The sequence below is a fragment of the Microbacterium sp. Cr-K20 genome (assembly GCF_000708325.1).
Taxonomy (GTDB): Bacteria; Actinomycetota; Actinomycetes; order Actinomycetales; family Microbacteriaceae; genus Microbacterium.
The window spans coordinates 45744-67773 of sequence record NZ_JARE01000052.1 but is presented as its reverse complement, the minus strand read 5'-3'; the positions used below and the strand labels follow the sequence as shown (position 1 = coordinate 67773).

20 protein-coding genes are annotated in these 22030 nt (G+C 69.5%); 10 read left to right on the top strand and 10 right to left on the bottom strand.

Annotated features, from left to right (window positions below):
- Both GZ67_RS0112905 and GZ67_RS0112900 read right to left on the bottom strand, forming a co-directional pair.
- A partial coding sequence (locus GZ67_RS0112905; protein ID WP_036330342.1) for a hypothetical protein occupies positions 1-616 on the bottom strand: 616 nt, incomplete at its 3' end.
- Positions 617-659: 43 nt separating this feature from the next.
- A complete protein-coding gene (locus tag GZ67_RS0112900; protein ID WP_029263833.1) occupies positions 660-1367 on the bottom strand; it encodes a winged helix-turn-helix domain-containing protein in 708 nt (235 codons plus the stop codon).
- A gap of 332 nt (positions 1368-1699) precedes the next feature.
- Here GZ67_RS0112900 and GZ67_RS0112895 point away from each other — a divergent pair, with 332 nt between their 5' ends.
- The 5 genes from GZ67_RS0112895 to GZ67_RS0112875 all read left to right on the top strand — a co-directional run bounded on the left by GZ67_RS0112895 (position 1700) and on the right by GZ67_RS0112875 (position 8567).
- Positions 1700-2008 (top strand): GNAT family N-acetyltransferase, encoded by a 309-nt coding sequence (locus tag GZ67_RS0112895; protein ID WP_029263834.1) that lies wholly within the window; start codon positions 1700-1702, stop codon positions 2006-2008.
- A 52-nt stretch (positions 2009-2060) separates the two neighbouring features.
- Complete coding sequence (locus GZ67_RS0112890; RefSeq protein WP_029263835.1) at positions 2061-2543, top strand: DIP1984 family protein; 483 nt, start codon at positions 2061-2063, stop codon at positions 2541-2543.
- 310 nt (positions 2544-2853) lie between these two features.
- Complete coding sequence (locus GZ67_RS0112885; protein WP_029263836.1) at positions 2854-4299, top strand: MFS transporter; 1446 nt, start codon at positions 2854-2856, stop codon at positions 4297-4299.
- A 110-nt stretch (positions 4300-4409) separates the two neighbouring features.
- Positions 4410-5579: an exonuclease SbcCD subunit D gene (locus GZ67_RS0112880; RefSeq protein WP_029263837.1), complete on the top strand. Its 1170-nt coding sequence runs from the start codon at positions 4410-4412 to the stop codon at positions 5577-5579.
- Entirely contained in the window at positions 5580-8567 is a 2988-nt protein-coding gene (locus tag GZ67_RS0112875) for an AAA family ATPase (protein WP_029263838.1), read from the top strand.
- 30 nt (positions 8568-8597) lie between these two features.
- Here GZ67_RS0112875 and GZ67_RS0112870 read toward each other — a convergent pair whose 3' ends face one another.
- Entirely contained in the window at positions 8598-9155 is a 558-nt protein-coding gene (locus tag GZ67_RS0112870) for a phosphorylase family protein (protein ID WP_029263839.1), read from the bottom strand.
- 109 nt (positions 9156-9264) lie between these two features.
- On the opposite strand from GZ67_RS0112870, the gene nadE reads away from it, so the two are divergent.
- Together nadE and GZ67_RS0112860 are read left to right on the top strand one after the other, a co-directional pair.
- Positions 9265-10083 carry an ammonia-dependent NAD(+) synthetase gene (gene nadE, locus GZ67_RS0112865; protein ID WP_029263840.1) on the top strand — a complete coding sequence of 273 codons (819 nt, stop codon included), beginning with the start codon at positions 9265-9267 and terminating at the stop codon, positions 10081-10083.
- A gap of 82 nt (positions 10084-10165) precedes the next feature.
- Positions 10166-13636, top strand: a complete 3471-nt coding sequence (locus GZ67_RS0112860) for a TM0106 family RecB-like putative nuclease (RefSeq protein ID WP_029263841.1) — start codon at positions 10166-10168, stop codon at positions 13634-13636.
- A gap of 58 nt (positions 13637-13694) precedes the next feature.
- Here the strand turns inward: GZ67_RS0112860 and upp are convergent, their stop codons facing one another.
- Positions 13695-14327 (bottom strand): uracil phosphoribosyltransferase, encoded by a 633-nt coding sequence (gene upp, locus GZ67_RS0112855; RefSeq protein ID WP_029263842.1) that lies wholly within the window; start codon positions 14325-14327, stop codon positions 13695-13697.
- 81 nt (positions 14328-14408) lie between these two features.
- Between upp and tadA the strand changes: the two genes are divergently transcribed.
- A complete protein-coding gene (gene tadA / locus GZ67_RS0112850; RefSeq protein ID WP_029263843.1) occupies positions 14409-14864 on the top strand; it encodes a tRNA adenosine(34) deaminase TadA in 456 nt (151 codons plus the stop codon).
- A gap of 26 nt (positions 14865-14890) precedes the next feature.
- Here the strand turns inward: tadA and GZ67_RS0112845 are convergent, their stop codons facing one another.
- Together GZ67_RS0112845 and GZ67_RS0112840 are read right to left on the bottom strand one after the other, a co-directional pair.
- Complete coding sequence (locus GZ67_RS0112845; protein ID WP_029263844.1) at positions 14891-15316, bottom strand: hypothetical protein; 426 nt, start codon at positions 15314-15316, stop codon at positions 14891-14893.
- Between the two features lie 14 nt (positions 15317-15330).
- Positions 15331-16302: a cation diffusion facilitator family transporter gene (locus GZ67_RS0112840; protein ID WP_029263845.1), complete on the bottom strand. Its 972-nt coding sequence runs from the start codon at positions 16300-16302 to the stop codon at positions 15331-15333.
- Between the two features lie 59 nt (positions 16303-16361).
- Between GZ67_RS0112840 and proC the strand changes: the two genes are divergently transcribed.
- Together proC and GZ67_RS0112830 are read left to right on the top strand one after the other, a co-directional pair.
- Positions 16362-17201: a pyrroline-5-carboxylate reductase gene (gene proC / locus GZ67_RS0112835; RefSeq protein WP_029263846.1), complete on the top strand. Its 840-nt coding sequence runs from the start codon at positions 16362-16364 to the stop codon at positions 17199-17201.
- 3 nt (positions 17202-17204) lie between these two features.
- Positions 17205-17492: a DUF1905 domain-containing protein gene (locus GZ67_RS0112830; protein ID WP_029263847.1), complete on the top strand. Its 288-nt coding sequence runs from the start codon at positions 17205-17207 to the stop codon at positions 17490-17492.
- Between the two features lie 15 nt (positions 17493-17507).
- On the opposite strand, the gene GZ67_RS0112825 is transcribed toward GZ67_RS0112830, so the two are convergent.
- The 4 genes from GZ67_RS0112825 to GZ67_RS0112810 form a co-directional block, all read right to left on the bottom strand.
- Positions 17508-19100, bottom strand: a complete 1593-nt coding sequence (locus GZ67_RS0112825) for a hypothetical protein (RefSeq protein ID WP_029263848.1) — start codon at positions 19098-19100, stop codon at positions 17508-17510.
- Positions 19082-19858 carry an ABC transporter ATP-binding protein gene (locus tag GZ67_RS0112820; RefSeq protein ID WP_029263849.1) on the bottom strand — a complete coding sequence of 259 codons (777 nt, stop codon included), beginning with the start codon at positions 19856-19858 and terminating at the stop codon, positions 19082-19084. The genes GZ67_RS0112825 and GZ67_RS0112820 overlap by 19 nt, the downstream gene beginning before the upstream one ends.
- A 77-nt stretch (positions 19859-19935) precedes the next feature.
- Positions 19936-20607, bottom strand: coding sequence for a potassium channel family protein (locus tag GZ67_RS0112815; RefSeq protein ID WP_029263850.1), 672 nt, complete (start codon positions 20605-20607; stop codon positions 19936-19938).
- Positions 20600-22030: a TrkH family potassium uptake protein gene (locus GZ67_RS0112810; protein WP_029263851.1), complete on the bottom strand. Its 1431-nt coding sequence runs from the start codon at positions 22028-22030 to the stop codon at positions 20600-20602. The genes GZ67_RS0112815 and GZ67_RS0112810 overlap by 8 nt, the downstream gene beginning before the upstream one ends.

Here is a 22030-nt window from a genome sequence, read left to right as displayed (position 1 = left end):
CCGCGCGCACGATCGTGCGGGACTGCGGTGGCTCCACTCCCGCGCGGTGCCAGGCCCACGAGGGGATGCGGAACCACTGCGCAGCTGTCGGCGCGGTGAACATGGGTCGCGGCGTGGGGCCGGGCGCACGCTCGCCGAAGCGGGAGACGAGCCAGCGCCAGGCGCCGAAGGCCTGCATGCCGGTGACCTTCTGCTCGATGATCGCGCACGCGAGAGCCTCGAACACCGCGTCGGTGCGCGTGAGCCGGAGGCCAGGATGGCGGCGAGCCGACTCGGCGATGAGCGGATGCCGTGCGGCATCGAAGTCACCGGGCTCGTCGTGTGCGCCGCACAGTGCAGGGACGAGTGAGAGTGCATGCTCGGCGCCGGGTCCCCAGGCCGAGACCTTGACCTCGTCGCCCGACATGCGCAGGGCGAGTGTCGCGGGGCCGAGCGGAGTGCGCACGGCACGCCAGATGAGGCCGCCGTCGACGATCATCGTCGGATCATTGCCGCCGCGGCGGAGCATGCCGACGGTGCGGCGAAGATCGAGCGGATGCGGCGGCCGGTAGACGGTCTCCCATCGAGCATCCGCGGACGCGGCGTCGGCCGCTGCAGGGTGCTCGATCAGGGTCATGCGCCCACCCTACGCGCCGGTCCTGACACCGACCCGGGGTGACTCAGAAGCGGTCGGGCGAGGGGGTGCCGTGGCCGTAGCGGATGACGACGTCGGCGTGGCGGTCGAACCGGTAGCCGATGCCGCGCACGGTCCGGACGATGTCCTCGTAGCGGCCGAGCTTGGCGCGAAGGCGGCGGACGTGCACGTCGATCGTGCGCTCACCGGGCGTCTCGTCGTCCTGTGCCTGCCAGAGCGCGGAGACCAGCTCGCTGCGCTCGATCGTGCGTCCCTCACGGAGCACCAGGTACTGCAGCAGCTCGAACTCCTTGTAGGTGAAGGCCGCGGACTCTCCGTCGATGAGCACGCGCTTGCGGGAGATGTCGACGGTCACGCCGGTCTCCTCTTCCACGGTGTCCTCTTCGGCGGCGGCCTTGGTGCGGGCGATGGCACCCGGCTCCTGCAGGGCGAGGCGGACGACGTCGAGGTCGCGGCCCCCGGAGCCGTGCGGTGCGAGGGCGACCGTGGCGTGGGTCTCGGCTCCCGGTGCGAGCTCGGCGAGCGTGCGGCGCAGTGCGTCGACGAGGAGGGGGAGGCTGACCCCGGCTTCGGCTGCCTTGATCTCGTCGAGTCCGACGTAGAGGGCGAAGCCGCGGGGCGAGCGGACGGCGGGCAGATCGGCTCCGGCGGCGGCCAGGGGAGCAGCGGCGTCCGGCTGCGTGCGGATCGCGGCGGTGGTGGCGGGACGCTCGAGAAGTGCGGTGTTCGACATGATGATGAGTCCTCAGGACGTGAGCCCGGATCGAGCGGGGCTCTGATGCGTTGCATGAATGACCGGCGGAGCCGGGAAGCGAGCAAAGGGTGGATGCTCGGTGACTCTGACCTCGCAGATGGCGAGGCGTCAGGTCAGGCGGGGTGGCTGTTCGTTCAGCGACACATTCGGCAACACATGCCAACGCGACCGGGCATCATCATCCCGGCAGTCCTGTTCGCCTCCTGGGCGGACAAAGGGCTTGCGTTGGTGGTCATGGGGGGATTATGTCCGATCATGACCGCTCATGTCAAAACGTCCGGGCGACCGTGAGCGGGCGTAACGTTGCTCGGATGACGATCTCGCACACTGTCGGCGGCTTCATCCTGACCGACGAGAAGGACGCGTCGCGCTATACGCTCATGCGCGACGGAAAGCTCGTGAGCGTTCTCGACTACCGCGACGACGGACACACGATCGCTCTGACGCGAGCCTTCACGGTCCCGACTTTCCGCGGCAACGGCTATGCCGGAAAGGTGGTCGAGGGGGCCGTCGCCGACATCGAGGAGCGCGGAGACCGCAAGGTCGACGCCGTCTGCTGGTACGTCGCGGACTGGTTCGCAGCGAACCCCGAGCACGCCCCGCTGCTGCGTTCGCGCTGACTCGCCTGCTGTATGACGCCGTGTTACGGCCGCCTGCTGCGAGGATGAGCCCATGAAACTCGCTGAGGCCCTCACCGCACGAGCCGATCTGCAGCGCCGCATCGAGCAGCTGCGTGCCCGCATCGTCGCGAACGCCCGCTTCCAGGAGGGCGAGGAGCCGGCTGAGGACGCCGCGGCGCTCATCGTCGAAGCCGACGCCGCCCTGACCCAGCTGCGTGACCTGATCCGTCGAATCAATGCGACCAACGCGCGACTCGAGTTGGGCGCGGACGGCACTATGACGGATGCGCTCGCCGCCCGCGACGTGCTGCGTCTGCGCCATTCCGTGCTGACGGATGCGGCAGCCGCGGCATCCGGATCCAACGACCAGTACCTGCGCCAGATGCGGTCGGAGCTGCGGCAGGTCTCGGCGCTGCCGGTCGCGCAGCTGCGATCGAGGGCCGACGCCGTCGCGCAGGAGCTGCGGGAGCTCGATAACCGGATCCAGCAGGCGAACTGGTCGAACGACCTCGAGGAGGAGAGCGGAAGTCGGTAGTCACGACGAAGCGGGCACAACCCTCAGTCGGCGGGGCGAGCCGGCACCTGTCGGGCGGAGGGCAGCCCTGATATCGCATCGCGCAGCCCCGCACGCCGCACAGGTGAAGGTGCACAGCGCATCTCGCATCACCGCGTGCCGATCGTCGCGACGAGGGTGGGTCAGGGGACCTTCCGCTTCCCCCTCGAACATCATGCGATAGAATGGAGTTCTGCTCAGCCCCGTTGGCTGAGGTGGTCAGGCGCCGAGAGGCGCGCTGATCCGAGGCTCGAAACCTCCGGCATCCTCATCAGACACCGGAGGTTTTTCCATGTCTTCATCCCTGCGCGCCCGTCCACATTCCCGGTGGTGGGCACTCATCGTCATCTCCCTCACCCAGCTCGTCGTGGTGCTCGACGGCACCATCGTGAGCATCGCGCTGCCGCGTGCACAGGCCGCTCTCGGTCTCACCGACGGACAGCGGCAGTGGGTCGTCACGGCTTACGCCCTCGCGTTCGGTGCGCTCCTCCTCTTCGGCGGACGCCTCGCCGACTACATCGGCCGCAAACGCATCTTCATGATCGGCATGATCGGATTCGGCGCGGCATCGCTGTACGGCGGGTTCGCGCAGCAGGGGTGGGAGCTCATCCTCGCCCGCGGGCTCCAGGGCGTCTTCGCTGCGCTGCTCGCTCCGGCGGCACTGGCCCTGCTGACGGTGATGTTCCCCTCCGGCCGTGAGCGCAACACCGCCTTCGCCGTGTTCGGCACCGTCGCGGGAACGGGGGCAGCGGTCGGCCTCCTGCTCGGCGGGCTGCTGACCGAATTCGCCGACTGGCGCTGGTGCCTCTTCGTGAATATCTTCTTCGTCGTGGTCGGGCTCATCGGCGGCGCCCTCTTCCTCACCGAGAGCAAGGCCGAGGGTGAGAACCGGTACGACGTCTGGGGGACCATCACGGTGACCCTCGGGCTCGGGGCCCTCGTCTACGGGTTCAGCCTCGCCGAGCACGGCTGGGGCGATCCGCTGACGATCACGTTCCTGGTGCTCGGTGTCGTCCTGCTCGCGGTCTTCCTCTGGATCGAGAGCCGGGTCGCGCAGCCGCTGCTGCCGTTGCGGATCGTGGCCGACCGCGTCCGGGGCGGCGCGTTCCTCATCCAGGGTGTCGCCGGCGCCATCATGATCGGCGCCACGATGTACCTCACGTTCCACCTGCAATTCGTGCTCGGAATGGGGGCGTTCCCGGCAGGACTCGCCACGCTGCCCCTGCCGATCGCGACGATGATCATCGCACCGATCGCGACCCGGCTGCTGCCGGTGATCGGACCGCGGCCGATGCTCATCGTCGGACCGCTGCTCGCCGCGGCGGGGATGGTCTACCTCTCGGGGATCACGCCGGACGGTGCGTACCTCCTGCAGGTCGCCCCTGCGCTGGTGGTGCTCGGTGTCGGCATGGCTTTCATCTTCATCCCGCTGCAGAACCTGGCGCTGTCGGGGGTGGCCCCGCACGATGCCGGCGTCGCGTCCGCCATGGCGAACTCGGCGATGCAGATCGGCGGATCGATCGGGCTGTCGGTGTTCACCGCCGTGTACGCGGCTTCCGTGGGCGGTCACGCTCAGGCCGACGTCACGCCGTCGCAGTTGACCGACGCATACGGCTGGACGTTCATCGCCGCCGCGATCTTCATGGTCGCCGCCTCCGTGATCGCGATGTTGCTGGTGCGCGGCACCAAGGAGGAGCTGATGCCCACGCAGGGCGAGCGGGCCCTCGCCGCGCACTGAGCCGTGGTCGCGGCATCCGTCCCGGCGTAGATCGCCTGATTCCCGCCCCGGGAACGGATGCCGCGGCACGCCTCGGACGTAATGTCCGAGGGTGTTCGTACCGTGTGAGTATGCGAATCCTGCACACCTCCGACTGGCACATCGGCCGGACGTTCCATGGCAACTCGACCATGGACGCGCTGGCCGAGGTGCTCGGCGCGCTCACGCAGCAGGTTCGCGAGAACGCGGTCGACGTCGTCGTCGTCGCGGGCGACGTCTTCGACTCCGCGACGCCGTCGGGCGCCGCGTACACGCTGCTCGGCGATGCGCTGGTGTCACTGCACGAGACGGGCGCCCGCGTCATCGTCACGAGCGGCAACCACGACTCGGCCGCGCGACTCGGTTTCCAGGCCCGGCTGCTCCGCGAGGGCATCCACGTGCTGACAGATCCGCTCGCGGTCGGCGCGCCGGTCACCATCGCCGACCCCGAGGGGCCCGTCCACTTCTTCGGAATCCCCTATCTCGAACCGGCGATCGTCCGTCAGTACTGGCCCGAGGGTGACAGCTCGGGGCGGCAGTTGCGCACGCAGGCGCAGACCATGGCCCATGCGATGGATCTGGTCCGCGCGGGCATGCGCGAGCACGAGGGGCGCTCGGTAGCGATCGCGCACTGCTTCGCGGCCGGCGTCGACGCGACCGTCGGGCTCGAACGCGAGGTGCGTCAGGGTGGACTCGACGTCGTGCCGCTGAGCGTCTTCGACGGTCCCGACTACGTCGCGCTCGGCCACATCCACGGGCGACAGCAGATCAGCGAGCGCGTCCGGTACGCGGGTGCTCCGCTGCACTACAGCTTCGGCGAACAGGACAAGCCGCGCGGATCCTGGCTGGTCGAGCTCGACGCCGATGGCCTCGCCACGGTCGAGTGGCTCGAGCTGCCGGTTCCGCGTCGGCTCGTCACGCTCACGGGCTCGCTCGAGGAGATCCTCGCAGCCGACACCGTCGCCGCACACGCCGACGACTGGGTCTGCGCCGTCTACACGGATGCGGTGCCGCAGTCCGAGCCGATGCGGCGTCTGCGAGAGAGCTATCCCCACTGCGCGATGGTTCAGCACCAGCCCGCAGCTGTCGCAGAGGTGGAGGAGAAGTCGTACGTGCAGCGGCTGCGCTCCGCCGTCACCGACGCCGACCGCATCGAGGCGTTCCTCGAGCATGTGCGGGCAGGTCACGGGCCCACCGAGGTCGAGCACGAGCTGATCCGTGCGGTGCTCGATGAGCGCGTGCGCGCGGAGGCACTCGTCTAGATGCGTCTCCATCGCCTGGAGGTCGAGGGCTTCGGTCCCTTCCGTTCGCGGCAGGTCGTCGATTTCGACGCGTTCGCCGACGACGGCATCTTCCTCATCGCCGGCCGCACGGGGGCAGGTAAATCGAGCATCCTCGACGCCGTGTGCTTCGGACTCTACGGCGGAGTGCCGCGTTATGACGGCGGTGAGAAGCGCTTGCGCAGCGATCACTGCGAGCCCGACGATCCGTCGGAGGTGGTGGTCGAGTTCAGCACTCCGGCGGGCCGTTTCCGTGTGACCCGTTCACCGGAGTACCTGCGTCCTGCCAAACGTGGCGGCGGCATGACCAAGCAGGCCTCGGCCGTCGCCCTCGACGAGTGGACCGATGCCGGCTGGGTGGGTCGCGCCGCTCGCGCCGTCGATGTCGCAGGCGAGCTCGATGAGATCCTCCAGCTCAGCCGCGAGCAGTTCCTCCAGGTGATCCTGCTCGCGCAGAACCGATTCTCCGAGTTCCTCCTCGCGGGCAGCAGAGACCGCCAGGCACTGCTGCGGCGGCTGTTCGGCACACAGCGGTTCGAAGACGTGCAGGCACGGTTCGACGAGCGGCGCCGGGAGGCGGAACAGACACTCGGCGCTCGGCTCGCGACGGTGAATGCGCGTATCGACGAGGCCGAGCAGCTCGTGATCACGAGCGGGCTCTCCGACGACGTGACAGCGCCGACCGAGGACGCGGCGGTGTCCGGCCCCCCGCCGATAGAAGGGCGTCTCGAGGCACTCCGACGAGCGAGGGCGCGTGCCGACTATCGGGCGGAGCGCCGAGCCTCGGAGCGGGTGGAGGCGGAGAAGCGTGCGGCCGATGCCGACGCGGCGCTCGCCACCGCTCGCGAAGAGAAGCATGCCCAGCGGGAACGTGATCGCGCCCGGACAGCGCTCGAGCGGCTGGATGCCGATGCGCCGTCGATCGACGAGGCCCGCGCCGAGCTCTCGGCCGCGCGTGCCGCCGAGGCGGTGCGGTCGACGATCACTGCCGCAGCCCGAGCGCAGGCGGCGGTCACCGTGGCGGCCGAAGACGAGCAGCGGTCACGGGCGGTGTGGGACGCGTTCGAGGTCACCATCGATGGCGACCTCGACGGCTGGGTTGCTGCGCGCACCAGGGAAAGCGGTTCCTGGGAGCGCGCGCGGGAGCTCGAGGGCCAGGCGCCGGCGCTCGAGGCCGAGCTGCAGTCCGCCGAGGAGGCCGTTGCGGCGGCGACCGCGCGCCTCGAAGCCGGGGAAGCGGAACGCGCCGCCCTCCCCGCCGCGATCGCCGCGCTGACAGCGGAACGCGACGAGAAACGTCGTCTGGCCGACCGCGTGGGCGATGCCCGAGCGGCCCAGGAAGAGGCAGGCGCTCGACGCACGGCGGCTCGCGAGGCGAAGCGGCTGCAGAAGACGCAGGCCTCGACCGAGCTCGAACTCGCCGACGCCACTGCTGTGCACGCCGCCGCGCAGACGAACCTCGCACAGCTGCGGCAGCGCCGCATCGACGGGATGTCCGGCGAACTCGCGTCGAGCCTGCGCCCCGAGCATCCGTGTCCGGTCTGCGGCTCACTCGAGCATCCGGCTCCGGCCACGCACGCCGATCCCGTCTCGCCCGACGACATCGCTGAAGCGGAGAAGGCCCGCGACGTCGCGGCGCAGCGGGAGCGTGAACTCTCCTCGGCGTCTTCGAGCCTGCGGGCTGAACTCGCTGCTGTCTCCGCCCGCGCGGACGGGCGGAGCGTCGACCAGGCCGAGACGGAGTACGAAGCAGCCGCCGCAGCCCACGCGCTCAGCCTGGCCGCAGCCGATGAACTGACGGTGCTCGACGTGCAACGGAGCGACCTCGTCGACCGGGTCGATCAGCTCGAGGCCGAGAAGACCGAGGGCATGGCGGCGCTCGCTCGGGCGCGGGAGCAGCACGCTCTGCTGCAGCAGCGGAGCACGGAGGCCCACACACTGATCGCCGAGGCGCGCGGCTCCTTCGACACGGTCGCCGAGCGTCTCGACGACATGGCCACCAGGATCTCCGCCGCCCGCGCGGTCGCCCAGACGATGGCAGAACGTCTGCGCAGGACGCAGGCGCTGGCCGAGGCGGAGGCCGAGCGGGATGGGGCGATCGCCGACTCGCCGTTCGACGATGTGACCGCCGCTGAACACGCCCTCCGCTCCGTGGCGACGCAGGAGGCACTGGACGCGCGCATCGCCGAGCATGCCGTGCAGCGGGAGAAGGAACGGGCGATCCTGTTCGACCTGGAGTTGCGGACGCTCCCCGAAGAGCCGATCGACCTCACGCCCGTCGAAGAGGCCTCGGCGGCTGCCCGAGCGATCTGGACCGACGCGGTCGACGAGGCGGCTCGGGCGACGGGCACGGCCGAACGGCTCGGGGGACTGATCGATTCCGCCACCGCCGAGCATGCCCGCACCGCCACCGATGCCGCCGAGTTCGAGGTGCTGCAGAATCTCGCGGACACGATCGCCGGGCGAGGCGCCAACACCCGCAAGATGACGTTGGAGACGTTCGTCCTCGCGGCTGAGCTCGAAGAGATCGTCGAAGCGGCGAACCGGCGTCTGCACGACATGTCGACGGGCCGCTACCAGCTGCAGCACTCCGACGCGCTCGCGGCTCGAGGGGCAGCATCCGGGCTCGGGATCGTGGTCTCCGATGCCTTCACCGGGCAGACGCGGCCGCCGCAGTCGTTGTCGGGCGGCGAGACCTTCCTCACCTCACTCGCGCTCGCACTCGGTCTCGCCGAGGTGGTCACGGCCCGGGCCGGCGGCATCCGCCTCGACACGCTGTTCATCGACGAGGGCTTCGGCTCGCTCGACGGCGACACGCTCGATGTGGCCATGCGCACGCTCGACGAGCTGCGCCAGGGCGGCAGGACCGTCGGAGTCATTAGTCACGTCGAGGCCATGCAGGAACAGATCCCGGCGCAGCTCACCGTGCGAGCGCTGCCCAACGGTCCGAGCATCATCGAGGCCCGCTGAGCCGCGCGAACGCCGACGGCCTCCGCCGCCTCAGACGCCGTACTCGGTGCGGATGAAGTCGCGCAGCTGCACGCTGCAGCGGGCGACCGCCTCGCGCCAGTCGGTCAGAGCGCCGTCCTCGGCCTGATCGGACACGGCACGGAACACGCGGATCGGCACGCCGAACTGTCCGGCGACCCAGATGTAGGCGTAGGTCTCCATGTCGACCAGTGCCGCTCCGGAAGGACGGATCACGGCGGTGACCTCGGCATCCTCGACGAAGTGGTCGCCCGTCGCGATCAGCACGCCGTCGCGTCCGGTGGCGACCCGCGCCGGCAGCGACACGTGCTGGCCGGCGACGCCGTCGAGGTCGGTGACGTCGTGCTGGAACGCGGTGCCGACCTCGTGGACGGTCGCTTCGAGGTCGGGATCGATCGCGCCCGCCGTGCCGACGACCACGATCTCGTCGTAGACGGTGGCGTCGAGCGCACGCGTCAGGGCGTACGTCGCCTGCAGCTTGCCCGGGCCGGTCACGAGACGGTCGAAACCCTCGAGTTCCTCGGGGAAGGCGGACAGTTCGGATGCGAGCGCGGCGACGAGGAGTTTCACTGCCCCATTCTCTCAGGTCGTGACTGGCAGGAGCATCCGAACGCCGCGGCGTCACCCCGACGTAACACGGAAGCGGGATACTGATTCGAGGAAACGAGCGGAGGATCACATGTCGTTGCAGCAGCAGATCTCTGAGGACCTCGGTGTCAGGTCCGAGGTCGACCCTGAAGCCGAGACCGAGCGTCGTATCGGTTTCCTCGCCGACTACCTGCGCACGACCGGAGCGAGGGGCTATGTGCTCGGCATCTCGGGCGGGCAGGACTCGACGCTCGCCGGGCGCCTCGCCCAGCTCGCCGTCGAGCGGGTGCGCGCCGAGGGCGGCGAGGCGAAGTTCCTCGCCGTGCGTCTGCCCTACCGCGTGCAGCACGATGCCGATGACGCCCAGGCCGCACTCGCCTTCATCGCGCCCGATGCCTCGGTGGAGGTCAACATCCAGAACGGCGTCGACGGTGTCGAGGAAGACATCGAGTTCGCGGTCACGAGCGACATCAGCGACTTCAACCGCGGCAACATCAAGGCCCGCCTCCGCATGGTCACGCAGTACGCGCTGGCAGGTCACGACGGGCTCCTCGTGATCGGCACCGACCACGCCGCCGAGGCGGTCACCGGCTTCTACACGAAGTTCGGCGACGGTGCGGCCGACATCCTCCCGCTGTCGGGCCTCACCAAGCGTCAGGGGCGCTCGCTCCTGCAGTACCTCGATGCGCCGGATCGGCTCGCATTCAAGGTGCCGACCGCCGACCTGCTCGACGGGCAGCCCGGTCGTGCCGACGAGGACGAACTCGGTCTCACCTACGAGCAGATCGACGACTTCCTCGAGGGACGCCCGGTCGACCCGGAGGTCGCCGGCCGCATCGAGGCGCGATACCTCGCCACGCAGCACAAGCGGCACCTCCCGGTGACCCCCGACGACACCTGGTGGCGCTGACCGCGCTGTCACTCGAGGCTCCCGCTTCGCGGGTGTCGGATGCCGCGGATAGTGTCGAAGCATCCGACAGAACGGGAGCATCGTGCGGATCGACACTCAGGCGCAGCGCGTCATCTGGAGCGCGAGCGACCTCAAGGCGGCCGCCGAGTGCGAGTTCGCGTGGTGTCGGGCGATCGACGCGAAGCTGGGGCGAGTCCCGGCCGTCGAAGAGCCCGAAGACGCGACTCTGAAGCGTGCCGCCGAGCTCGGCGACGTGCACGAGCAGAACGTGCTCGCCCGGTACATCGACAAACTCGGCGATGCGAGTGTCCACCGCATCGAGAAGGTCTCGTCGGTCGATGCCGAGGCTATGGCGGCCGCGATCGAAGCGACGGTCGCGGCCCTGCGCTCCGATGCGCTCGTGGTGTTCCAAGCGGCTTTCTCCACCGACGAGTTCGTCGGGTTCGCCGACTTCCTCCGCAAAGACGATGACGGCCGATGGCGCGTGCAGGACTCCAAACTGGCGCGCAAGGCCCGGGTCACGGCCCTCATGCAGCTCGCGGCATATGTCGACCAGCTCGACCGGCTCGGCATCCCCCGCTCCGACGAGGTCGACCTGATCCTCGGCGACGGCACACTCAGCACCCATCGGGTCGACGATCTCCTTCCGCTCTTCCAGGTGCGGAGGGCTCGGTTGCGGGCGCTCATCGCCGACCGGCGCATCGCCGACGGGGCGACGGGTGCGCCGCTCGCCTGGGGAGACGATCGCGGCGACCTTCAGGTCGTGGCCTGCGGGCGGTGCGCGACCTGCGAGGAGCAGGTGCTCGCCCACCGCGATCTCCTGATGGTGGCGCGGATGCGCCCTGTGCAGCGTGCGCGGCTGCGGGCATCCGGCATCGAGACGATCGATGCCCTCGCGGAGGCATCCGGGCCACCGCCGGGGATGAACATCGACACGTTCGAGACGCTTCGCGCCCAGGCGCGACTGCAGCTGCACGCCGATGCCGAGGGGCGGCCCACCTACGACGTGCACTACGCGCCGGCGATCCACACCCTCCCGCTGCCCAGCCATGGCGACATCTTCTTCGACTTCGAGGGCGACCCGCTCTACACGGAGCCTGCCGCCGATGGCGAGGGGCATTGGGGGATCGATTACCTCTTCGGGTGGGTCGACAACGCCGACCAGTACTCGGCGCTGTGGGCGCACACCTTCGCCGACGAGAAGCGGGCGCTCGAGACGTTCCTCGACTTCGTGAATGCGCGCAGGACCGCGCACCCCGGCATGCACATCTATCACTACGCGCCCTATGAGACCTCTCACCTGGTGGCGATGGCGGCGCGGCACGGCGTGCGCGAGGGGGAGGTCGATCGGCTGCTGCGCGAGGGCGTGTTCGTCGACCTGTACCCGCTCGTGCTGCGGACGGTGCGCGTCGGTTCGCGCTCGTACTCGATCAAGAAGCTCGAGCCGCTGCACATGGGCGAAGACGTGCGAACCAGCGACGTGCAGAAGGGCGACGACTCGATCGTGCAGTACGTCGCGGCCCGTGAGCTCGCCGCTGCGGGGGAGCAGGCCGGGGCAGACGCAGTTCTCGCGGACCTCGCCGACTACAACCGCTACGACTGCGTGTCGACCAGGCGTCTGCGCAACTGGCTGATCGACATCGCGCGCAAAGAGGGCGTCACACCGGCTCCGCCCGACGCAGCCGACGAGGTCATCTACGAGCCGTCCCCGCGCTCGGTCGCACTGCTCGCAGATGCCGAGCGCGCGGTCGAGGCGGGTGGCGACGGGCTCGTCCATCGACTCGCGGCCGCCGCGATCGATTATTTCCCGCGCGAGGCGAAGAGCTTCTGGGTGTCGCATTTCCAGCGGCTGCGCGAACCGGTGACCATGTGGGACGGCACGCGTGATGTGGTGCGGGTCGACCGTCCGTCCTCGACCGTTCGTCGCGACTGGAGCATCGGTGAGGGGCGGCGGGTGATGTCCCGCGATGTCGAGATCCGCGGCGAGGTTTCGCCCGGCACGACGCTCGGCGCCGGGTCGCAGCCGTTCGCACTCTACGGAGTTCCGGCGCCGTTCGACACCGAGGTCCCGTCGCGTGCGGTGCATGTGCCGCACACGGTCACGGTGGCGGAGGTGCTCGACGACGGCTACCTCATCACCGAGTCGGCGGTCCAGGGACAGACGTGGGACGAGTTGCCGCTCGCCCTCACCCCGGCCGCACCACCGCGTGTCGTCTCCCTCCAGGGAGCGATCGACGAGTGGGCCGATGCGGTGCACGCCGCAGCTCCGGGGTTCCCGGACGACGCCGCGACCGACATCCTGCGCCGGATTCCTCCGCGCACCGTGTCGGGGAAACCTCTCACCGCTGCCGGCGCCGACACCGTCGGCGCGATCGTGTCGGCGGTGCTCGACCTCGACCGCAGCTATCTCGCCGTGCAGGGCCCTCCGGGAACGGGGAAGACCTATACCGGGTCCCGGGTGATCGCACGGCTCGTGAACGAGCACGGCTTCAAGGTCGGCGTCGTGGCGCAGTCGCACGCGATCATCGAGACGCTGCTCGAGCGGGTCGTGGCCGATGGGGTCGCACCGGCTCAGGTCGCCAAGGCTCCGAAGGATCCGGATGCGGCGCACTCGTATACGACCATCCCGAAGCCCGGGATGGCGGCCTTCCTCGCCGAGCACGCCTCCGAGGGTGCCGTCGTGGGCGGGACCGCCTGGGACTTCAGCAACACCCAGCGGGTCGACCGCGACGGGCTCGACCTGCTCGTGATCGACGAGGCGGGGCAGTTCTCGCTCGCCTCGACCATCGCGGTCGCCGCCGGGGCGAAGCGGCTCCTGCTCCTCGGCGATCCGCAGCAGCTTCCGCAGGTGAGTCAGGGCGCCCACCCCGAACCGGTCGACGCCTCCGCGCTCGGCTGGGTGATGGATGGCGACCCGGTCGTGCGGCCGGAGTACGGTTACTTCCTCGCGCGCTCCTGGCGGATGCATCCCTTCGTCGCGGCACCGGTATCCACGCTCGCCTACGCGGGACAGTTGGCGTCAGCCCCCGGTACCGAGCTGCGGGCGGTCCAGGGGATCGAACCTGGTCTGCACGTCATCCCCCTGCGGCACCGCGGCAACTCCACGCAGTCGCCAGAGGAGGCGGCCGAGGTCGTCCGGCTGGTCCGTGACCTGGTCGGTCGATCCTTCACCGACAACGACGAGTCCAGGTCCACCCGGCCGCTCGTGCCCGCCGACATCATCGTGGTCACGCCGTACAACGCGCAGCGTCAGCTGGTGCTCGATGCGCTCGCGGCGGCGGGATACCACGACGTCCCGGTCGGCACGGTCGACAACTTCCAGGGCAAGGAGGCGGTCGTCTCGATCACCTCGCTCGCGGCCTCCAGCGGGCGGGACGCTCCGCGCGGCCCGGAGTTCCTGCTGCTGCAGAACCGACTGAACGTGGCGATCTCCCGCGCGCAGGTTGTCGCCTACCTGATCCACTCGCCTGCACTGCTCGACGATCTGCCGTACACCCCGGAGGGAGTCGCTCGCCTCAGCGCGTTCGCCCGTCTGGTCGGTGCGGCGGACTGAGTGCCCCGCTTCGACGGGCTCTGTGAGACGACCGCGTCGCGGGGTGCAGTCGGCCGGGTCAGACCGTGCCGTAGAGCCGATCGCCGGCGTCGCCGAGCCCGGGCACGATGTACCCCTTCTCGTTGAGACGCTCATCGAGCGCACCCAGGACGAGGGTCACATCACGGTCGCCGGCCATGGCTTCGATCGCGGCCACGCCCTCCGGCGTACCCAGCAGGCAGATCGCGGTGACGTCCTTCGCGCCGCGGTCGAACAGGAACTGGATCGCCGCGGCGAGCGAACCGCCGGTGGCGAGCATCGGGTCGATCGCGAAGCACTGACGGTCGCTGAGGTCGTCGGGGAGACGCTCGGCGTAGGTCGTCGGCTCGAACGTCGTCTCATCGCGGACCATGCCGAGGAACCCGACCTCGGCGGTCGGGAGCAGCTTGACGAGGCCCTCGAGCATGCCGAGGCCGGCGCGCAGGATCGGCACCACGATCGGTCGCGGCTCGGAGATCTTGACGCCCATCGTCGTCGTCACCGGCGTGGTGATCTCGACAGGGCTCACCTTCACGTTGCGGGTCGCCTCGTACGCGAGCAGCGTGACGAGCTCCTCCGTGAGCTGCCGGAACACCGGCGAAGGGGTGCGCACGTCGCGCAGCACCGAGAGCTTGTGAGTGATGAGAGGGTGGTCGGCCACGTGAACGCGCATGGATACAGGGTAATGCGCCGCGCCTCCGGGAACGACATCGAGGGCACCGGCGGCGGCCGGCGGCTGTCGTAGGCTCGACGCATGACCGCTGCCGACGACCTCGCGATGCGGCGTGCGCTCGAGCTCGCTGCCGAGGCCGCGGCAGCGTCGGAGATCCCCGTCGGCGCCGTGCTCCTGGACGCGGCCGGGAGGATCACCGCCGAGGGGCGCAACACCCGCGAGGCGACGAACGATCCGACCGGGCATGCCGAGATCGAGGCGCTGCGGCGCGCGGCGGCATCCGTCGGGTCCTGGAATCTCGAGGGGCACACGCTGGTCGTGACCCTCGAGCCGTGCATCATGTGCGCCGGTGCGATCCTGCAGGCACGCGTCGGTCGGGTGGTCTTCGGTGCCTGGGATGACAAGGCGGGTGCGGCCGGTTCCATGTACGACGTGCTGCGTGATCGGCGGCTGCCCTATCGGGCAGAGGTGATCGGCGGAATCGAGGCGGAGGCGGCGACGGCACTGCTGCGGACGTTCTTCGAGCAGCGGCGCTGAGCCGCAGCGCGCACGCGTCGGGCTCGTCAGCCCTCGGATTCGACGGTCCACCAGGTGACGTCGACGACGCACAGCCCGTCGTCGGTCTCCTGGTAGAAGACGTAGCCGGGGAATTCCACGCCCCCGGCCACCCGCTCCGTGGGCAGGGAGAGGCCGATGTTCCAGCGTGGCTCCAGGGGGACCTGATCCGGCCAGTAGTCCGCCACGAAGCGTTCGGGCTCCTCCGCGGACAGCCCTTCCCAGTCCGCCGGTTCGCGAAGCTCCGGGTCGTGACCCTCGCACATGTACGAGTCGGCTTCGCCTTCCGTCGCTGCGTCGATCAGGCCCTCGGTAGTCTCGATCACCCCAGCTCCGTCGTCGCCCCAGAGCATCGTGTTCAGGGAGCAACCGGAGAGCAGGACGGCCAGACCGGCCGCGCCCAGGAGCCCGACGAGTTTCTTCGCCTGCATCATGTCGGACTCCGTGATCAGTCCGACGACTTCAGCACGAAGACGTCGGTCGATGGCTCGGGGTCGATCGCCGGGCGGTACACATCCGGCTCGATGTACACGATGCGCGCGACCGGCACGGCGTCGCGGATACGGGCCTCGATCGCGTTGATGTCATCGGCGGCCTCGCGCAGCGGCTTGTCGGCGTTGAGGGCGATCTTCGCGGCGACCATCAGCTCGTCCGGGCCGAGGTAGAGGGTCTTCATGTGGATGATCTTCTCGATCTCGTCGCCGGCGTTGATGGCATCGACGATCCGGTCGTGGTCGGCCTGGGTCGCGCCCTCACCGACCAGCAGGCTCTTGGTCTCGATGCCCAGCACGATGGCGATCAGCACGAGCAGCACACCGATCATCACGGTGCCGAGTGCATCGAACACGGGGTTTCCGGTGAGCAGTGTGAGCCCGACTCCGAGCAGGGCGAAGGTGAGACCGGTCAGAGCGCCCACGTCTTCGAGCAGCACGACCGGCAGCTCGGGGGCCTTCGAACGGCGCACGAACGACACCCACGACTGCCCCTTCTCCCGCACGAGGTTGCTCTCGCGCACGGCCGTGCGCAGGGAGAACGACTCCAGCCCGATCGCGACGGCGAGGACGACCAGGGGCAGCCACCACCAGGTCTTGTCCAGCTCGTGCGGGTTCGTGAGCTTGTCGATGCCCTCGTAGATCGCGAACAGGCCACCGACCGAGAACAGGATGATCGAGACGACGAACGCGTACACGTAGCGTTCCCGGCCGTAGCCGAACGGGTGTGCGCGGTCGGCCTCCCGCTGGGCCTTGCGTCCGCCGAGCATCAGGAGCAGCTGGTTGCCCGAGTCGGCGACGGAGTGGATGGCCTCGGCGAGCATCGAGGCGGAGCCGGAGAGGGCCCAGGCGATGAACTTCGCGATGGCGATACCCAGGTTCGCCAGGAACGCCGCGACGATGGCCTTGTTGCCTCCGGATGCACTCATGGGACGAGTCTAGAACCGCCCGCCCGAGGTTGCGGGAGTGCCCGCCGTAGGATGACGACATGGCTCACTCGCTTCCTTCTCTCGCTTTTCTCGGTGCCGGTTCGATGGGCGGTGCGATCCTCCGGGGTGTGGTCGCCTCCGGCATCCGGATCGACGGCGGGATCACCGCGACGAACCGCACCGCGGCGAAGGCCGAGGCGTTCGCCGGCCTCGACGGGGTCACGAGTATCGCGCTCGTCGAACGGCCGGACGGCAACGCCGAGGCCGCCGCAAGCGCGCGGATCGTGCTGGTCGGCGTCAAGCCCGCGATGGTGCCCGACCTGCTGCGCGAGATCGCTCCGCACCTGACGGACGACGCGATAGTGGTGAGCGTCGCCGCCGGCGTCACGCTCCAGACCTTTGCCGACGTGCTCGGCGCCGACGCCCGCGTCATCCGCTCGATGCCGAACACGCCGTCGACCGTGCGTAAGGGCGTCACGGGTCTCGCTGCCGGTTCCGCCGCCACCGCCGAGGATCTCGCCCTCGTCCGCCGGCTGTTCGAGACCGTCGGCGCGGTCGTCGAGGTTCCGGAGTCGCAGATCGACGCGCTGTCCACGATCTCGGGCTCCGGGCCCGCCTACGTGTACCTGCTGATCGAGGAGTTCACGAAGGCCGCTGTCGGCATGGGCTTCGCTGAGGCCGACGCCCGGCTGATGGTGGAGCAGACCTTCATCGGCGCGACCGCGCTGCTCGACGCGTCGGGGGAGGACCCCGCCGAGCTGCGTCGTCGTGTCACGAGCCCCAAGGGAACCACCGAGCGTGCGGTCGCCGTTCTGCAGGACGCGCAGCTCGACCGCACCTTCGCGGATGCCGCGGCCGCAGCCCTCGCGCGGGCGAAGGAACTCGCCGCCGGGGCCTGATCCATGCAGCTGCGGATCGAGGGAGTCATCTGGTACTGGCGCGGGCCGGCGCCGTTCCACTTCGTCACCGTGCCGCCTGCCGAGAGCGAGCTGATCCACGAGGTCGCGTCGATCGTCACCTACGGGTGGGGGATGATCCCCGCATCCGTCACCATCGGTTCCACCACCGTGACCACGGCCCTCTGGCCGAAGGACGGCGGCTACATCGTGCCGATCAAGAAGGTGCTCCAGGACCGCGAGGGCCTGGGCGTCGATGACGTGGTCGAACTCGTCCTCGACATCGACGCCTGACCGCCCGACCTCCGCTCAGCTCTCGCTGGAGACCTCGGCGAGAACTTCCGGCCAGCGCCGGTTCAGGATGCTGCCGCCCAGCACCGCCCCGCCCCACAGGGCCGCGGCGCCGAGCACGACGCCGCAGCCGAGGCTCACCCAGCCGAGCGCAGGATTCCAGATGCCGGCGATGGCGAACCCGAGCGCCGGCGCCCCGAGCACGAGCGTGATCGGCCCGATGATGATCATCGCCAGCAGCGACTGCACGCCGCCGGACGAGCCACGACCGAGCGGATTCGCCTCGGGTGCGGGCGCGCGGCCAGGAAGGAAGCTGCCCACCCAGGCCCCGGCGCCTGCCGAGATCGCCGTCAGGCCGAAGGCCGACCCGATGCTTGCGGGGAGCAGGTCCCATCGGCCGGCGATCAGGCAGGTGGCCGCGCACAGCAGCAGCGTCACGGGGATCGCGATCAGCCCGAATCCGAGCAGTCGCCCTGCCCGATCCGCGGCGCCGCTGACGCCGTTCAGGATGTGGGCCGCGACCGCGTCGTTGTCGTAGGCGATCGCCATCTGCACGATCGTGCCGGTGAGGAGCGCGTTGATCGTCGGGATGAGGATGATGGCCGGACCGAACCCGATGGACTCGTCCTGCAGCCCGTTCATCAGGGAGAGCCCGATGAAGATCGCGGGCAGCAGCAGGAGCATCACGATGTTCACGATCTGCCGGGGGTCGCGCCGGAAGTATCGCAGCGTGCGGGCGGCGATCGCCCCGACCGGGCTGGCCGGCAGTATCCGGTCGAGCAGCCCGGCCGAGCGCACGCGTCCGCCGCCGGCGTCCTGGATGGGGGCGACCAGGCGCGCAGCGAGCAGGCCCTGTGCCGCGAACCACAGGGCTGAGACTGTGGCGAGAGCGATGAGCAGCCGGAGCGCCGCCGTGAGGAAGTCGCCCTGAGCCACGGATCCGGAGACGCCGAAGACGGCGCCCATCGGAGTCCAGGCGGCGATGTCGGCGATGGTCGTGAAGGCTCCGCCGACATCGTTCACCCGGACCAGCGCGCCGATCCCCACGTTGAGCAGGACACCGGACGAGGAGAGAAGCACCACGCCGACGATCACCACCAGGTCGCGGGCGCTGCGTCGGGCGAGCCAGCCGGCCAGCACACCGCTCACCACGCGCGCGCCCAGCACGCAGGCGGCCACGGCGACGGGGATCATGATCAGGGCGGTCAGCAGCGCAGGCAGGCTCACCGACCAGCCGAGGAGCATGAGCAGGAGTGCGACGGTGGTGCCGATCCCGCCCACCGTCGTCGCCCCCGCGACGACGAAGCCCGGCAGCAGGGAGCTTGCGGTCAGGGGGAGCAGCGCGAACCGTTCCGGCGCGAGCGAGTCATCGGCACTGACCAGGATCGACCCGACCCACCAGCCGAGGACGATGACGGTGCCCGCCAGCACGATCGCGGTGACGGCGGCGTCAGGGGCGGCGAACCGCAGCGCCACGAGTCCCGCCGTCAGTGCGGCGAGGAATCCGAGGGCGATCAGTCCGGTGATGATCAGGGTGACGACCATCCAGGGATTGCGCGACAACTGGTGGCGCAGCTGGCGCCAGCGCAGGCTTACGAGGAGCGCAACCATGCGAGCGTCTCCGTCCCGAGGTCATGCGCCCCCACCAGGGCGAGGAACCGCTGCTGCAGCGACAGTCCGGCGCGCACCTCGTCGAGAGTGCCGTTCGCGAGCAGGCGTCCCTCGGCGACGATCGCGACCCGATCGCACATCGACTCGACGAGCTCCATCACGTGGCTGGACAGCACCACGGTGCCGCCGCCGTCGACGAACGCCCGGAGGATCTGCCGGATCGTCTCGCCGGACACCGGGTCGACGGCTTCGAGCGGCTCGTCGAGGATCAGCAGACGAGGTGCATGGATCAGCGCGCACGCCAGGCCGATCTTCTTGCGCATGCCCGCCGAGTAGTCGACCACGAGCCGGTCCCGAGCATCGGTGAGGCCGAGCGCGGCGAGGAGCTCGTCACTGCGCGAGACCACCTCGGCTTCGGCCATGCCGCGCAGCAACCCGGTGTAGCGCAGCAGCTCGGCACCGGTGAGGCGGTCGAGCATGCGGATGCCGTCGGGGAGCACGCCCATCCGGGCCTTCGCGTCGGCGGGGTTCTGCCATACGTCCGCGCCCAGCACCCACGCGGCGCCGGCATCCGGCCGCAGCAGACCCGTGGTCATGGCGAGCGTCGTGGTCTTGCCCGCGCCGTTGGGGCCGAGGAGCCCGAGCATGGATCCGGCCGGCACATCGAGGGAGAGGTCATCGACCGCGATCTTCTGCCCGAATTGCTTGCGGAGCCCGCGGAGGGCGAGGACGGGAGGGGCCGCTGCGTTGTCGGTCATGCGTCCCATCCCACCACGGCCGTGCACGACGATGCATCCGCCGCGAGGGGGAGTCGAGGGATCGAACGTCTCCGAGGTCAGCGGTCGAGGCCGGCGAAGCGCTCGATGTCGCTGTTGGTCCCCGAGACGATGATGAGGTCGTGGTTCGTGACGATGGTGTTCGCCTCGGCGTAGCGGAACGGCTTGCCGGGACTCTTCACACCGACGACCGTGACCTTGTACTTCGAGCGCACGCCCGACTCGTTCAGGCCGACGCCGCGGATGAACTTCGGCGGGTACATCTTGGCGAGGACGAAGTCGTCGTCGAAGCGGATGAAGTCGAGCATCCGCCCGCTCACGAGGTGCGCCACGCGCTCGCCGGCCTCGCGCTCGGGGTAGATGACATGGTTCGCACCGACACGGGCGAGGATCTTGCCGTGGGACTGCGAGACCGCCTTGGCCCAGATCTGCGGCACCTTCAGGTCGACGAGGTTCGCGGTGATCAGCACGGACGCCTCGATCGAGGAGCCGACCGCGACGACGGCGACCTGGAAGTCCTGGGCGCCGACCTGGCGGAGGGCGTCGATGTTCTTCGCGTCGGCCTGCACCGTGTGGGTGACGCGGTCGGACCACTTCTGCACGAGTTCGAGGTTGTCGTCGATCGCGAGCACCTCGCGGTCGAGGCGGTCGAGCTCTCCGGCGCAGGCAGCGCCGAACCGACCGAGACCGATGACGAGGACGGGAGCGTCGCCCCGGAGGACTTCAACCAACGATCGGCCTTTCCACGGGCAGTGAGTAGTACTGCGTTCGCGATGTCGCGGCGACCGCCGCGGCGAGTGTCACTGTACCAACGCGCCCCATGAAGATGGTCGCGGCCATGACGTACGAGGCCGAATCAGGGAGCTCTGCCGTGAGCCCCGTGGACAGGCCGACGGTGCCGAACGCCGAGATGACGTCGAACAGCACGTGACTGATGTCGTCCTTGGTGATCTGGGAGATCGTGATGGTCGAGAGCGCGACGATGGTCGCGCCCCACGCGACGACGCTGAGTGCCACGCGCTGCACGTCGCTGGGGATGCGGCGGCCGAAGGCCTCGACCGACTGGCGGCCCTTGGCCTCGGACCAGACGGCGATCGCGAGCACGGCCAGAGTGGTGACCTTGATGCCGCCAGCGGTCGAGGCGGAGCCGCCGCCGACGAACATCAGCATGCTGGCGGCCAGCAGGGACGAGCCGTTCAGATCGTCCATCTCGATCACGTTGAAGCCGCCGGATCTGGTCATGGCGGAGAGGAAGAAAGCTTGGAAGGTGGTGTCGGCCGCATCCATCGACCCGAACGTCTTCGGGTTGTTGAACTCGAGGACGACGAAGACCGCGGCGCCCAGGATGAACAGCAGCACCGTGGTGACGAGTGTCAGCTTGGTGTGCAGCGACCACCGCTTCACGTGCCAGACGTGCTTCGCGAGGGTGTAGATCACGGGGAAGCCGATGCTGCCGAGGAACACGCCCACCATGAGGAGGAACAGCACCAGGTAGTCGTCCGCGAACACGGCGACGCCGCCGTCGTTCGGAGCGAAACCGGTGTTCGTGAACGCCATGGCCGCGAAGTAGGGCGCCTCCCAGAGCGCGGCGATGGGGTCGACCTTCGCCATCACCAGCGCCGGGTACAGCAGGGCTGCCAGCGATGCCTCGATGATGAGGGCCGAGACGGCGACCGTGGTCAGCAGCTGCCCGACCTCGCCGAGTCGCACGGTCTGGCTCTCGTTCACCACGCCGCCGTGTGCCCGCAGAGGATTGGTGTCGCCCGCCGCCAAGAGCTTGGCCCGCAGCCCGAGCCGCTTCGAGATCAGCATCCCCATGAGAGACGCGAGCGTGAGGACGCCGAGGGCGCCGATGTTCACCCCGAGGAAGATCAGGACGTGGCCGAAGGGTGACCAGTGGTTGGCCATGTCGACGGTGGCGAGGCCGGTGACGCAGATCGTCGACACGGCGGTGAAGAGCGCATCGCTCAGCGGTGTGACCGTGCCGCTCGCGGAGGCGATCGGCAGCGACAGCAGCACCGTGAACACGAGGATCAGGAGCGCGAACACGACGATCGCGAAGCGGGAGGGCGAGGACGTGACGAGGTGCTTCACCCGTCCGGCGGCGCCTTTGAGGGCCTGTCGTGGGGACGACGCCGAAACGATGCCCGACAT